Origin of the sequence: Pseudomonas sp. GV105, assembly GCF_003058185.1 — a bacterium.
In the GTDB taxonomy this organism is placed as follows: domain Bacteria; phylum Pseudomonadota; class Gammaproteobacteria; order Pseudomonadales; family Pseudomonadaceae; genus Aquipseudomonas; species Aquipseudomonas veronii.
This window is the reverse complement of the sequence record NZ_QBUF01000020.1, coordinates 1-13,353: the sequence shown is the minus strand read 5'-3', so window position 1 is coordinate 13,353 and position 13,353 is coordinate 1. Positions and strand designations below refer to the sequence as shown.

At 59.5% G+C, this 13,353-nt stretch carries 12 protein-coding genes and 1 pseudogene; 9 read left to right on the top strand and 4 right to left on the bottom strand.

What is annotated here, in order from left to right:
- Positions 1-52 precede the first annotated feature (52 nt).
- From C8K66_RS28275 to C8K66_RS28235, 9 genes are all read left to right on the top strand, one after another.
- Positions 53-1,018: an ABC transporter substrate-binding protein gene (locus C8K66_RS28275; RefSeq protein ID WP_046384991.1), complete on the top strand. Its 966-nt coding sequence runs from the start codon at positions 53-55 to the stop codon at positions 1,016-1,018.
- Between the two features lie 71 nt (positions 1,019-1,089).
- Positions 1,090-1,941 (top strand): proline/glycine betaine ABC transporter permease, encoded by an 852-nt coding sequence (locus C8K66_RS28270; protein WP_046384990.1) that lies wholly within the window; start codon positions 1,090-1,092, stop codon positions 1,939-1,941.
- Positions 1,938-2,762 (top strand): glycine betaine/L-proline ABC transporter ATP-binding protein, encoded by an 825-nt coding sequence (locus C8K66_RS28265; RefSeq protein WP_017849905.1) that lies wholly within the window; start codon positions 1,938-1,940, stop codon positions 2,760-2,762. Before C8K66_RS28270 ends, C8K66_RS28265 begins: the two co-directional genes overlap by 4 nt.
- Positions 2,763-2,898: 136 nt before the next feature.
- Positions 2,899-4,422 carry a histidine ammonia-lyase gene (gene hutH / locus C8K66_RS28260; protein ID WP_079444976.1) on the top strand — a complete coding sequence of 508 codons (1,524 nt, stop codon included), beginning with the start codon at positions 2,899-2,901 and terminating at the stop codon, positions 4,420-4,422.
- 19 nt (positions 4,423-4,441) lie between these two features.
- A complete protein-coding gene (hutH, locus tag C8K66_RS28255) occupies positions 4,442-5,980 on the top strand; it encodes a histidine ammonia-lyase (protein WP_108526623.1) in 1,539 nt (512 codons plus the stop codon).
- 144 nt (positions 5,981-6,124) lie between these two features.
- Positions 6,125-7,330 (top strand): imidazolonepropionase, encoded by a 1,206-nt coding sequence (gene hutI, locus C8K66_RS28250; RefSeq protein ID WP_108526622.1) that lies wholly within the window; start codon positions 6,125-6,127, stop codon positions 7,328-7,330.
- Positions 7,331-7,341: 11 nt separating this feature from the next.
- Positions 7,342-8,142 carry an N-formylglutamate deformylase gene (gene hutG, locus C8K66_RS28245; protein ID WP_108526621.1) on the top strand — a complete coding sequence of 267 codons (801 nt, stop codon included), beginning with the start codon at positions 7,342-7,344 and terminating at the stop codon, positions 8,140-8,142.
- Between the two features lie 187 nt (positions 8,143-8,329).
- The gene (locus C8K66_RS28240; protein WP_057003619.1) at positions 8,330-9,169 is read left to right on the top strand and encodes an RNase A-like domain-containing protein; all 840 of its coding nucleotides are present in this window, start codon (positions 8,330-8,332) and stop codon (positions 9,167-9,169) included.
- Between the two features lie 35 nt (positions 9,170-9,204).
- A complete protein-coding gene (locus C8K66_RS28235) occupies positions 9,205-9,543 on the top strand; it encodes a hypothetical protein (protein ID WP_132849964.1) in 339 nt (112 codons plus the stop codon).
- 141 nt (positions 9,544-9,684) lie between these two features.
- Here C8K66_RS28235 and C8K66_RS30680 read toward each other — a convergent pair whose 3' ends face one another.
- From C8K66_RS30680 to C8K66_RS28215, 4 genes and pseudogenes are all read right to left on the bottom strand, one after another.
- Complete coding sequence (locus tag C8K66_RS30680) at positions 9,685-9,876, bottom strand: hypothetical protein (RefSeq protein ID WP_132849963.1); 192 nt, start codon at positions 9,874-9,876, stop codon at positions 9,685-9,687.
- A complete protein-coding gene (locus C8K66_RS28230; RefSeq protein WP_057003621.1) occupies positions 9,866-10,285 on the bottom strand; it encodes a hypothetical protein in 420 nt (139 codons plus the stop codon). The genes C8K66_RS30680 and C8K66_RS28230 overlap by 11 nt, the downstream gene beginning before the upstream one ends.
- A 385-nt stretch (positions 10,286-10,670) precedes the next feature.
- Positions 10,671-10,837 (bottom strand): annotated as a pseudogene (locus C8K66_RS28225) (RHS repeat-associated core domain-containing protein); the annotation flags it as partial.
- Between the two features lie 389 nt (positions 10,838-11,226).
- A partial coding sequence (locus tag C8K66_RS28215) for an RHS repeat-associated core domain-containing protein (protein ID WP_146181400.1) occupies positions 11,227-13,353 on the bottom strand: 2,127 nt, incomplete at its 5' end.

The following is a 13,353-nucleotide window of genomic DNA, read 5'->3' as shown; positions in this document are numbered from 1 at the left end:
CAGGATGCCTCTTGACTGCCGTAAGCCAACTCATGATTAGGAGCGTCACACAATGAAATCGAACAAGACCCTGCTGACCACATTGCTGTCCATGGGCTTGCTGGCAAGCGCCGGTGCCCAGGCGGCCGGTTGGTGCGAGTCCGGTAAGCCGGTGAAATTCGCCGGCCTGAACTGGGAAAGCGGCATGTTGCTCACTGACATCCTGCAAACCGTTATGGAAAAGGGCTACGACTGCAAGACCGACAGCCTGCCGGGTAATTCGATCACCATGGAAAACGCCCTGAGCAGCAATGACATTCAAGTGTTTGCCGAAGAGTGGGTCGGCCGCAGCGAGGTGTGGAACAAGGCCGAGAAGGCCGGCAAGGTCGTCGGTGTCGGCGCGCCGATTGTCGGTGCGATCGAAGGCTGGTATGTGCCGCGTTACGTGATCGAAGGCGATGCCAAGCGCAAGCTGGAAGCCAAGGCGCCGGGCCTGAAAAACATCGCCGACCTGGCCAAGTACGCTGCGGTGTTCAAGGACCAGGAAGAGCCGTCCAAAGGCCGCTTCTATAATTGCCCGGCCGGCTGGACCTGCGAGCTGGACAACAGCGCGATGCTCAAGAGCTACGGCCTGGAGAGCAGCTACACCAACTTCCGTCCTGGCACCGGCCCGGCGCTGGATGCGGCGGTGCTGTCGAGCTACAAGCGCGGCGAGCCGATCCTGTTCTACTACTGGTCGCCAACGCCGCTGATGGGCCAGGTCGACCTGGTCAAGCTGGAAGAAAAACCCGGCGTGGATAAGAGCGTGAGCATCAAGGTCGGCCTGTCCAAGACCTTCCACGAACAGGCACCGGAACTGGTGGCCGTGCTGGAAAAGGTCAACCTGCCGATCGACCTGCTGAACCAGAACCTGGGGCGCATGGCCAAGGAGCGAATCGAGTCGCCGAAACTGGCGAAACTATTCCTCAAGGAACACCCTGAAATCTGGCACGCCTGGGTGAGCGAAGACGCCGCCAAGAAAATCGACGCGGCCTTGTAGGTCATGCGCGCCCGACTACCCTGAGGGGCAGCCGGGCGCCTGGCCACAACCCACTGGATCGAGAGCACGCTATGTTTCCTGAGAGTTTTACGTTTTCCATCGCCGACTGGGTCAACGGTTGGGTGGATTCGCTGGTGACCAACTACGGCGATGTGTTCCGGCACATCTCCGACACCCTGCTATGGGCCATCGTCAACCTCGAGGGCCTGCTGCGCGCCGCGCCCTGGTGGCTGATGCTGGCCATCGTCGGCGCCGTGGCCTGGCACGCCACGCGCAAGGTGGTGACCACCGCGGTGATCGTCGGCCTGTTGTTCCTGGTGGGCGCGGTCGGCCTGTGGGACAAACTGATGCAGACGCTGGCCCTGATGCTGGTCGCTACGCTGATCTCGGTGCTGATCGGCATTCCGCTGGGCATCCTGTCGGCGCGCAGCAATCGCCTGCGTTCGGTGTTGATGCCGCTGCTCGACATCATGCAAACCATGCCCAGCTTCGTGTACCTGATCCCGGTGCTGATGCTGTTCGGCCTGGGCAAGGTGCCGGCGATTTTCGCCACGGTGATCTACGCCGCGCCGCCGCTGATCCGCCTGACCGACCTGGGGATTCGCCAGGTCGACGGCGAAGTCATGGAAGCCATCAACGCCTTCGGCGCCAATCGCTGGCAACAGCTGTTCGGCGTGCAACTGCCGCTGGCGCTGCCGAGCATCATGGCCGGCATCAACCAGACCACCATGATGGCGTTGTCGATGGTGGTGATCGCCTCGATGATCGGCGCCCGCGGCCTGGGCGAAGATGTCCTTGTCGGCATCCAGACCCTCAACGTCGGCCGCGGCCTTGAAGCCGGGCTGGCCATCGTGATTCTCGCCGTGGTCATCGACCGCATCACCCAGGCCTATGGTCGTCCACGGCATGAGGCGAGCAAATGACTACTGTCAGCAAAATCGAAGTGAAAAACGTCTTCAAGATCTTCGGCAACCGCGCCAAGGACGCGCTGGCGCTGATCGGCCAGGGCAAGACCAAGGATCAGGTGCTGGCCGAGACCGGTTGCGTGGTCGGCGTCAACGACCTGTCCCTGAGCATCGGCACCGGCGAGATCTTTGTGATCATGGGCCTGTCGGGTTCGGGGAAATCGACCCTGGTGCGCCACTTCAATCGCCTGATCGACCCCACCAGCGGCGCGATCCTGGTGGACGGCGAAGACATCCTGCAACTGGACATGCAAGCCCTGCGCGAATTCCGTCGACACAAGATCAGCATGGTGTTCCAGAGCTTCGGCCTGCTGCCCCACAAGAACGTGCTCGACAACGTCGCCTACGGCCTGAAAGTGCGCGGCGAAACCAAGCAGGTCTGCACCGAGCGCGCGCTGCACTGGATCGAAACCGTGGGCCTCAAAGGCTACGAAAACAAATACCCGCACCAGCTCTCCGGCGGCATGCGCCAACGGGTCGGCCTGGCCCGCGCCCTCGCGGCGGACACCGACATCATCCTGATGGACGAAGCCTTCAGCGCCCTCGACCCGCTGATCCGCGCCGAGATGCAGGACCAGTTGCTCGAACTGCAAAAGACCCTGCACAAGACCATCGTGTTCATCACTCACGACCTCGACGAGGCGGTGCGTATCGGCAACCGCATTGCGATCCTCAAGGACGGCAAGCTGATCCAGGTCGGCACGCCGCGGGAGATTTTGCATTCGCCGGCGGATGAGTATGTGGATCGGTTCGTTCAGCGGCGGGCGGCGGTGGTCTGATCCGGATTATGGGGTGGGGCTGCTGGCCTCATCGGGAGCAAGCTCCCTCCCACAGGGGGATGCATTCCAAAGGTGGGAGGGGGCTTGCTCCCGATAGGGCCAGTAACGCTGCACAAGAACTCAAGAAGGTATGAAGATGTCCCAGGCAGCAAAAATCATCATCGCCGACACCCCCCTGCGCTGGCAGGACGTGGTCGCCGTGGCCCGCTTCGGCGCGGTGCTCGAACTCTCGGGCCAGGCTTGGGCGCGCATCGACAATGCCCAGGCCATCGTGCAGCGCATCGTCGCCAGCGGTGAGCGCGCCTACGGCGTGAACACCGGCCTGGGCGCGTTGTGCAATGTGCCGCTGGAGGGCGCGCAATTGAGCCAACTGTCGCGCAACACGCTGTTGAGCCACGCCTGTGGCGTCGGCCCGGTGCTCAGCGACGAACAGACCCGCGCGATCATCTGCGCGGCGATCATCAACTACAGCCACGGCAAATCCGGCCTGCATCCGCAGGTGGTGCATGCGCTGCTAGCGCTGCTCAACCACGGCATCACGCCGCAGGTGCCGTCCCAGGGTTCGGTGGGTTACCTGACCCATATGGCCCATGTCGGCGTGGCGTTGCTGGGGATTGGCGAGGTGAGCTACCGCGGCCGGATCGTCCCGGCGCAACAGGCCTTGAGCGCAGAAGGCTTGCAGCCGGTGGTGCTCGGCGCCAAGGACGGCCTGTGCCTGGTCAACGGCACGCCGTGCATGACCGGCCTGAGCTGCCTGGCCCTGGCCGACGCCCATCAACTGTTGCAATGGGCCGACGTGATCGGCGCCATGAGTTTCGAGGCCCAGCGCGGCCAGATCGATGCCTTCGACGCCGAAATCATCGCCCTCAAACCGCACCCCGGCATGCAGCAGGTCGGTATCAACCTGCGTGCGTTGCTCGACGGCAGTGAAGTGATCGCCAGCAGCCAAGGCATCCGCACCCAGGACGCGCTGAGCATCCGCTCGATCCCGCAGATCCACGGCGCGGCGCGCGACCAGGTGGAACACGCGACCCGCCAGATCGAGACCGAACTCAACAGCGCCACCGACAACCCGCTGCTGCTCGGCACGCCACACAGCTACCGCGTGGTGTCCCAGGCCAACCCGCACGGGCAGTCCGTGGCGCTGGCCGCTGATATGCTGGCGATTGCCATGGCCGAGATCGGCTCGGTCGCCGAACGTCGTCTGGACCGCCTGATCAACCCCCACGTCAGCGGCTTGCCGGCGTTTTTGGTGAGCGACCCGGGGGTCAACTCCGGGATGATGATCGTGCAGTACGTCGCCGCTTCCCTGTGCGCGCAGAACCGCCAGTTGGCGCAGCCGGCGGTGCTCGACAATTTCGTCACCTCGGGCCTGCAGGAAGATCACCTGAGCATGGGCACCAACGCCGCGCTCAAGCTGCACCAACTGTTGGCCAACGTTACCCAGATCCTCGCCATCGAGTACCTGCTGGCGGCCCAGGCCTTCGAGTTTCTCAAGGACCAGCGTTTCGGCGCGGGCACCGACCGCGCCTGGCGCTTGTTGCGTGAACAGGTCGCGCCTTACGCGCAAGACCGCTGGCTGGCGCCAGACATCGCGACCGCCGCCGCGTTGCTCAAGCACAGCGCTTTGCTGCAGCAGACTTTTCCCGAATTGCACTGAACAATAATTTCCAAGGAGCATGAATGTGACTGCGCTAACTCTGATTCCGGGCCAACTGAGCCTTGCCCAACTGCGGGCCATCTACCAGCAGCCGGTAACGATCAATCTGGATGACAGCGCCACTGCGCAGATCGACGCCAGTGTGGCCTGCGTGGAGCAGATTCTCGCCGAGAACCGCACCGCCTACGGCATCAACACCGGTTTCGGCCTGCTGGCCTCGACCCGCATCGCCAGCGAAGACCTGGAAAACCTCCAGCGTTCCCTGGTGCTGTCCCACGCCGCCGGCGTCGGTGAGCCGATCAGCGATGCGCTGGTGCGGCTGGTCATGGTGCTCAAGGTCAACAGCCTGAGCCGTGGGTTTTCCGGGATTCGCCGCCAGGTGATCGACGCGCTGATCGCGCTGATCAACGCCGAGGTGTACCCGCACATCCCGCTCAAAGGCTCGGTCGGTGCCTCCGGTGACTTGGCGCCCTTGGCCCATATGTCCCTGGTGCTGCTCGGCGAAGGCAAGGCGCGCTACCAAGGCGAATGGCTGGAGGCGACTGCTGCGCTGAAAATCGCCGGTCTCACCCCGCTGACCCTGGCCGCCAAGGAAGGCCTGGCGCTGCTCAACGGCACCCAGGTGTCCACGGCGTATGCGCTGCGGGGCTTGTTCGAGGGCGAGGATCTGTTCGCCGGTGCCCTCGCGTGCGGCAGCCTCACTGTGGAAGCGGTGCTGGGTTCGCGCTCGCCGTTCGATGCGCGCATTCACGCCGCGCGCGGCCAGCGTGGGCAGATCGATTCGGCGGCGGCTTACCGCGACCTGCTGGGCGAAAGCAGCCAGGTGTCGCAGTCGCACCAGAACTGCGACAAGGTGCAAGACCCTTATTCCCTGCGCTGCCAGCCACAAGTCATGGGCGCCTGCCTGACCCAGTTCCGCCAGGCCGCCGAGGTGCTGGTGATCGAGGCCAACGCGGTGTCGGATAACCCGCTGGTATTCGCCGCCGAAGGCGACGTGATCTCCGGCGGCAACTTCCACGCCGAACCGGTGGCCATGGCCGCCGACAACATGGCGCTGGCCATCGCTGAAATCGGCTCCCTGAGCGAGCGGCGTATTTCGTTGATGATGGACAAGCACATGTCGCAACTGCCGCCGTTCCTGGTGGGCAATGGCGGGGTGAACTCCGGTTTCATGATCGCCCAGGTGACCGCCGCGGCACTCGCCAGCGAAAACAAGGCACTCGCCCATCCCCACAGCGTCGACAGCCTGCCGACCTCGGCCAACCAGGAAGACCATGTGTCGATGGCTCCGGCTGCGGGCAAGCGCTTGTGGGAAATGGCTGAAAACGTTCGCGGCATCCTGGCGGTGGAATGGCTGGCGGCGTGCCAGGGCCTGGACCTGCGCGAAGGCCTGAAGACCTCGCCGAAGCTGGAAACAGCGCGCGCTACCCTGCGTGGCAAAGTGGCGTTCTACGACAAAGACCGCTTCTTCGCCCCGGACATCATCGCCGCCACTGAACTGCTCGCCAGCCGCTGCCTGAATGAACTGGTGCCGGCCAAGTTGCTGCCGAGCCTTTGAAAAACCCTCCGCCCCTGTAGGAGCGAGCTTGCTCGCGAAGAACCCCCAGGCGCCGCGAGCTATCAAGTAGCACGCGTTATCGTTGAGGTTTTTCGCGAGCAAGCTCGCTCCTACAGGCAACAGCGACCACCTTGGGAGGCATTGATGAAAGTCCTTTGGCAACACTGCCACATCGCAACCATGGCCCACGGCAATTACTCGATCATCGAGGATGCCGCCCTGGTCACTGCCGGTTCGCTGATCGAGTGGATCGGCCCGCGCAGCGAAATGCCGGCTGCGGATTACGCCCAGGTGCATGACCTGCACGGCGCGTGGGTCACCCCCGGGCTGATCGACTGTCACACCCACACGGTGTTCGGCGGTAACCGCAGTGGTGAATTCGAGCAACGCCTTCAAGGCGTCAGCTACGCCGACATCGCCGCCCAGGGCGGCGGTATTGCCAGCACCGTGCGCGCCACCCGCGCCGCCAGCGAGGATGAACTGTTCGAAAGCGCCCACAAGCGCCTGCGCAGTTTGCTGCGCGACGGCGTGACCACGGTGGAGATCAAATCCGGCTACGGCCTCGACCTGGCCAGCGAGCGCAAGTTGCTGCGGGTGATTCGGCGCCTCGGCGACGCGCTGCCGGTCAGCGTGCGCGCCACCTGCCTGGCCGCCCATGCGTTGCCGCCGGAGTACAAGGACCGCGCCGACGCCTACATCGATCACATCTGCAGCGAAATGCTCCCGGCCCTGGCCGCGGAAGGGCTGGTGGACGCGGTGGATGCGTTTTGCGAATACCTGGCGTTCTCGCCGGCGCAGGTGGAGCGTGTGTTCAAGGTCGCGCGGCAACTCGGCCTGCCGGTGAAGCTGCACGCCGAGCAACTGTCGTCGCTGCACGGTTCCAGCCTGGCCGCGCGTTACCAGGCGCTGTCGGCGGATCACCTGGAGTTCATGACCGAAGACGACGCCATCGCCATGGCCGCTGCCGGCACCGTCGCGGTGCTGCTGCCGGGCGCGTTCTACTTTCTGCGCGAAACCCAACTGCCGCCGATGGACGCCCTGCGCAAGCACGGGGTGAAGATCGCCATCGCCAGCGACCTCAACCCTGGTACTTCACCGGCCTTGTCGGTGCGCCTGATGCTGAACATGGCCTGCACGCTGTTTCGCATGACCCCGGAAGAGGCCCTGGCCGGCGCCACCCAACATGCCGCCACTGCGCTGGGCATGGGCGATACCCATGGCTCGCTGGAAGTGGGCAAGGTCGCCGACTTTGTCGCCTGGCAGATCGATCGTCCCGCCGACCTGGCCTACTGGCTGGGCGGCGAGCTTGAAAAACGCGTCGTGCGCCACGGCGTCGATGTCACTGTTTAAGGAGTCGCACTGTGGATAACGTTCTGAACTTCAAACAAGGCCGCGTGCCGCTGCTGATCAGCATGCCCCACGCCGGCCTGCGCCTGACGCCTGCCGTGCAGGCCGGGCTGATCCCCGAGGCGCAAAGCCTGCCGGACACCGATTGGCATATCCCCACGCTGTATGACTTTGCCGAAGAACTCGGCGCCAGCACCCTGGCGGCGGAGTACTCGCGGTTTGTCATCGACCTGAACCGGCCCTCCGACGACACGCCGCTGTACGCCGGCGCCACCACTGGTTTGTACCCGTCGATCCTGTTCGATGGTGTGCCATTGTTCCGCGAAGGCCTGGCGCCATCCAGGGAAGAGCGCGCCACCTACCTCGAGCAGATCTGGATGCCGTATCACCGCACCCTGCAAGACGAACTGGCGCGGCTCAAGGCCGAATTCGGCTACGCACTGTTGTTCGACGCACATTCGATCCGCTCGGTGATCCCGCACCTGTTCGACGGCAAACTGCCGGACTTCAACCTCGGCACCTTCAACAACGCCGCCTGCGACCCTGGGCTGGCCAGCCAACTGGAAGCCATCTGCGCCGCGCATCCGCAGTACACCCATGTGCTCAACGGACGCTTCAAGGGCGGGCATATCACCCGGCATTACGGCAACCCGGCGCAGAACATTCATGCCGTGCAGTTGGAGTTGTGCCAGAGCACGTATATGGAAGAGTTCGAGCCGTTCCGTTATCGCGAGGATCTGGCGGGGCCGACGCGGGGGGTGTTGAAGCAGTTGTTGGACGGTTTTCTGGGGTGGGGGCAGAAGCGTTACTGCTGAAGTAGGTGGTCTATAGACGTATCGTAGGAACCAGGTGGTGCAATGGTTGCGGTCTCTCCTGGATAAAATGTAGGCGGTTTGCTACTGCCTACGTAGTCCGCGTCTTTATTAATAACGCGAGCGCTAAGGCATTAAAGCCTCTTGCTAATCTGCGTCCCCGCATCGTTGATAGCAAGGTAGGACTTAGGTGTCTCAAGAAGGAGAGTTTAGTGTTGTCATAAGCCAAGTGCAGATGGCAGCAATTTTGGAGCGTGAATCTTTGAGTGCCACTGAAATTGCGACTAATCGTATATTTGGAGGTTTGCGTATTGTTGGTGGGATTATCGAGTTGGGAGGAGCTGGCGTGCTCTGTGCAATACCCGAACCTACGATGATCACTAAGGTGGGATGTGCTGCCATGGGCATTCACGCTGCCGACCAATTGGCAGCGGGCAGCGCCCAATTGCTAACAGGCCTTACCGTTGACTCTTATGCCTATAAATCTGGTCAGGCAATGGCAAACGGCTTAGGCGCGTCTGCGCAAGTGGGGCAGGGGATGGGATTGGCTATGGAGTTCGCCGTTCCGCTCTCCGTTGCTAATCTCTACAACGCTTTCAGAGTTTCCTCCATCCGAGCAGGGCGGATGACACTGAACGTCAGTGAGCGACCGTTGCATGCACCTAAGAGTCTCGGGGGCGGACATGCCTATAGCGTTCATGTCGACAAGCCACTTGAGTTTTTGCAAAAGAGGGCGCTGAAAATGCCTGGGGCCGAGAGCATTTCCACGTTCGGTAATGCTGAGAAGGCAGAATGGGCTGTCAGTCAGGTATTGCAAAGGAACAAACTCAAAGTAATCTTCATGTCGAAAGTTAAGATGCGCTCAAGTGTATACACCCTTGAGGCGGATCTTGGTCAAATCGTGGGTTGGGGCATTCGCCCACGATCGCCTGCAACCGTCATTGAGATGACTAAAGTGCGAGTGGTCATAAAATATGCAGAATTCAACAATATGCCCATGTATATTTTGACGGCGTTCCCAATCCTTTGAGGCAGTCAATGGCTTACGGGTATCTAGAAAGCTTCATGTATGGTGAAGTGGCAGATGGCGTAGGCGCATGGCTCGTCGACGCCGAGTCAAACGTCGCGCCTACGGCGCTTTCGGATATTGTGAAGGGGTATGTTGATAGCCGATCACGCTTCGCATCTTTTATGCTCAAAAGAGATATTGGACGCTACCTGAAAGCAAACCTCACCGCTACGGGCCTGAAAAACGCCGCTCCGTTTGACTATGAGCTTTGCTTTTCCGAGCAGTATTTTGGCTGTAGTAATCAACAGTTCTTGCAGCAGGTCTCTCAGTTACTTGATGTAAATCTCAAGCGTACTAAGTGGCGAAACGTAAAACGTTTTTTGAAATGGCGCTGAGATGCCATGTTGATGATCTTGCTGCTTCTACGGTCAGACTTCGTCCGCTGCGAGAAGATGGGTTGTTGGAGCCTTCAGGGTCAGCCCCCTATCAACACGACCGGTGGCGTCGTAGTGAGGAGTTGGCGGTGTGGGTCTGGATCAGGTTGCGAGTTCGTCGTAGTGATGGTTTAGGTTGCCAGCGGCGCTTTGTTCGGTGAGCAGTTGGCCCAGTGGGTCGTAGACGTATTCGGTGCGGTCGTCATCGGTCATTTCTGAGTGAATTGTAGGACTGATCCCAAAGGCCGGTTGAGCCCCGGCCAGCGCGAGGGCGACCACGATTCTAAAAGTCATAAACCCAAAGCTCACTAAATACAAAGTCGAGATCAAAATGATCGGTCAACGAATCGAAGTCATCGTATTCCTCCGGCAGCGAGAGGCCTATGCCGTTGACTTGGTCAATTTGTACGAAACCCGCCCACGCCACTTGCTCTTTGGAGAGCCTTAGGACATCGGCTACAGTCATTCCCGGCCATAGCATATTTTCATAATTACCCTTGAAAGCAGTATTGCAAGAGATAGCAGAAATGACGCCATCGACGCCGTGATACGCCGTAATAAACCCGTTGTCGATGGTGAATGAATCGGGGCTGTTATGGGTTTTGTACTTATCTGACAGACGTGCTTGTACTTGTGTAATGCTTTCTCCAATGGCTATTCCGCCGATCGAAACTTTTGGCACTATTACGTTAGTCAAATTCATAACTATCTCTATTTCGGAGCATTCACTAATGCCCCGTCTACAAAAACTGGACTATCGACAATTTTTTCGTACTTTACAAAATCTGTTGGAACTACGCGTCCTTGGACTTCCCCATTCCGGTAGACTTTCCAGTAGCTGGGTTGGTGGACGCCTCCGCCCGGATGGTAGTCCAGGACATCCTTGTTTCCGGGTTTTGTCGTCCTAGTAACTTGGGTGTGCTGAGTCTTGTTGGTGTTCAAATTTGTGATGCTTTTGGTATAGCCTTTTTTCAATAACGACGCTTCAACTTGCTGTGTAGTGGTCACTGAGGCGTTTTGCCGGAAAGCTTGCTCGTCCATTTTTTAGAAATGTTTCTCCCTCTATTAAAGGCTTTAATGCAAGTTGGCCCGAGGGGGGCTACCCATTCGATTGGATTTTTGCATAGGCATAGAGGTTAATCCCCCCCATCAACCCAATCGGATCCGGCGTCGTAAACCGCCCCACATCCGGGTCATAAAACCTGAACGTATTGAAGTGCAACCCCGTCTCCCGATCCAGATACTGCCCCAGTCTAGACTTGTTTTTCTGTGTACATGTAAAATACATCTTCCGAGCAGTAGAATACTTTTCTCTTTTGATGTGCTTGGATTGGAGAAATTAATAACTCCCTCAATTCATCTGAATCTATGGCCTCAAAAATAAAATTCAACAAGTCGTCCTTTTTTGCTTTATACAACCTTCCTTTGAAGATTGTTTTTTTTCCTTTGCGTGCGGTTAAATTATGTGCCACGTAGTAGCAGTCCGAATTTAAATATGACTTCATATCTGCAAGCGAGTCGAAAATTTTTACCATATCCCCGTACAGTATCGGCTTTTGCATCATTGAGTAGATATCTTCCCTACTTTCGGTTGGGCCCAATTCCGACTTTATAAGTTTTTCAAAGCGATAGCTGTTTTTCATTTTAGTTTGGGATGTCATAAAAAATATGACCATCCCCTCCATTTTTATACCACTTGATGTGAGGTGTATCCCCGAAGCCGCCCTCTGGAGCCATATGCTGCTCGTAACCTTTTGGGTATTTTGCTACACCGTCGGCGCGGGCGCTTTGGGTATGAGCCTTGTAACGGTTCATATTGCCTTGCGATTCTTTCAAGAAAAATTTTGCATCTGAGCTTGATTTCACCTTAACTTGAAATTTCCCCCCATTTGCCATAGCCATCTTGCTATCTGCAACCGCTTGCTTCCACTCTTTTGAACCTTTAGTTAGTGCGTGCATCTGCGATGCTTTTTGATTCAGTTTTCCCTTGTAGGTACTGCACGCCAATCCTTTGGGATCGACCCACCCGAAAGGGTTCGGAGCATATTGATATAGATTCAATCCGCCCGCTAACCCGATCGGGTCAGGCGTGGTGAATCGTCCGATATCCGGATCATAAAACCTGAACGTGTTGTAGTGCAGCCCCGTCTCCCGATCCAGATACTGCCCCTGAAACCGCAGGTTCTGCTCTTCAATGTAGTAAGGCTCACGCACCTCTTCTGCCGTGTTCCCCCACACCCGATAAGTCGCCCGCCACACCGTTTCCCCATCAGCTTCCGTCAGTTGCTCCGGCAACCCATTCAAGTCGTTGTGGTAATAGCGCACGCTCTGGTGTTCGCCCACGCCATCAATCCGGGCCAGCGGCGTGTAGCCATCGTCCTCATAGAGATACAGGCTGGTTTGACTATGCCGATGCTCCTGCAGCAGGCGCAGGCCATCCCAGGTGAAGCGGGTTTCTCCCAGCGCATAACCCCGGCTGTCGTGTTCGGTTTTAGTGATGCGTCGACCGAGCGGGTCGTAGGTCATGTTCACAACCGTTTCTCGCTCGCCTTTTTGGCTGCGCACTTGGATCAAGCGGTGTTCAGCATCGTAGGCAAAGCGCTGTACGCCGCGTTTGGCGCTGCGCTTTTCGATCATTCGGCCGAAGCCGTCGTAGCGGTAACGCTTGTCCTGGTAGGTCAGCAGTTTGTTATGCACCACCAGCCCGGCGCCGGGTTGCGGGCCGTCGAGCAGGTTGGCGGCGGCGTCGTAGGCGAAGGTTTCGCGCTGACCTTGAGTGTTGTCCTGGGTAGCGATAATCCGGCCGGTGGCGTCGTAGTGCAGCAGTTCGAGGTGTTCGTCTTCCCGGCGGCTGATCAGGTTGTTGGCGGGGTCGTACTCGAAGTGCTTTTGCGCGGCCGCCGGCATCAACGAGGGCTGGCTGGCGTGGCGGCGCTGGCGGGCGCGCAGGCGGCCGCTGCGGTCGTATTCGCTGCGGGTGCTGAGTTGGCCTTGGGTGCGCAGCACTTCGCGGTGTAGACGGTCGCGTTCGAAGTCGCTGATGACGTGGCCGTCGAGGTTGATCTGGTGCAGGTGGCCGCTGCCGTAGTACAGGCGATTGAGCCAGCGGCCGTCGGGCAGTTGCGTTTGGATCAGGTTGCCGAGTTCGTCGTAGTGGTGGTGCAGATTGCCCGCTGAACTCTGTTCGGCAAGCAACTGGCCAAGGGCGTCGTAAGCGAAACCAAGAGCCTGGGTATTGCCCTGCGAGTCGGTGAAGGTGACGGCGGTTAGCTGGTCCACCGCGTCGTAGCTGTAGTGGGTGCGGCCATCGTCGGTGGTCTTGGCAATCAACCGGCCAACCGCATCGCGCTCCAGCCGATGAATGATGGGGGCCGGTGGATCCTCGGGAACTATCGCCAAGCCATTGCCATAGGGCGCCGCAGCGGCGGTCACTGCCGTGATGTTATCCAGCCGGTCGTAGTCGTAGCGCTTGGCGCTGCCGTCAAGATCTTGTTGCTCGGTCAACCGATCCCCGGCATCCCAGGCAAACCGATAACGTTCGCCGTTCTCGTTGGTCAGCGCTTGCAGTCGCCCGTAGCTGTCATAGCCCAGTTGCACCTGTCGTCCATGGGCGTCGGTGCGCTGGCGTACCTGGCCGCGACGGTTGTGCTGGTAGAGCGTGGTGTGCCCGGCGGGATCGGTATAGCCCACCAACTGACCGCTGGCATCGCGCTGATATTGCTCGGTGCGCCCGTCCGGCAGTTGGCTGTTGAGTAAACGCCCGTTGGCGTC

Bases quoted from the DNA above. Each gene is read 5' to 3' on its own strand.
- C8K66_RS28275 (WP_046384991.1), top strand. From the start codon at position 53: ATGAAATCGAACAAGACCCTGCTGACCACATTGCTGTCCATGGGCTTG.
- C8K66_RS28270 (WP_046384990.1), top strand. From the start codon at position 1,090: ATGTTTCCTGAGAGTTTTACGTTTTCCATCGCCGACTGGGTCAACGGT.
- C8K66_RS28265 (WP_017849905.1), top strand. From the start codon at position 1,938: ATGACTACTGTCAGCAAAATCGAAGTGAAAAACGTCTTCAAGATCTTC.
- hutH (WP_079444976.1), top strand. From the start codon at position 2,899: ATGTCCCAGGCAGCAAAAATCATCATCGCCGACACCCCCCTGCGCTGG.
- hutH (WP_108526623.1), top strand. From the start codon at position 4,442: ATGAATGTGACTGCGCTAACTCTGATTCCGGGCCAACTGAGCCTTGCC.
- hutI (WP_108526622.1), top strand. From the start codon at position 6,125: ATGAAAGTCCTTTGGCAACACTGCCACATCGCAACCATGGCCCACGGC.
- C8K66_RS28235 (WP_132849964.1), top strand. From the start codon at position 9,205: ATGTATGGTGAAGTGGCAGATGGCGTAGGCGCATGGCTCGTCGACGCC.
- C8K66_RS30680 (WP_132849963.1), bottom strand. From the start codon at position 9,876: ATGACTTTTAGAATCGTGGTCGCCCTCGCGCTGGCCGGGGCTCAACCG.
- C8K66_RS28230 (WP_057003621.1), bottom strand. From the start codon at position 10,285: ATGAATTTGACTAACGTAATAGTGCCAAAAGTTTCGATCGGCGGAATA.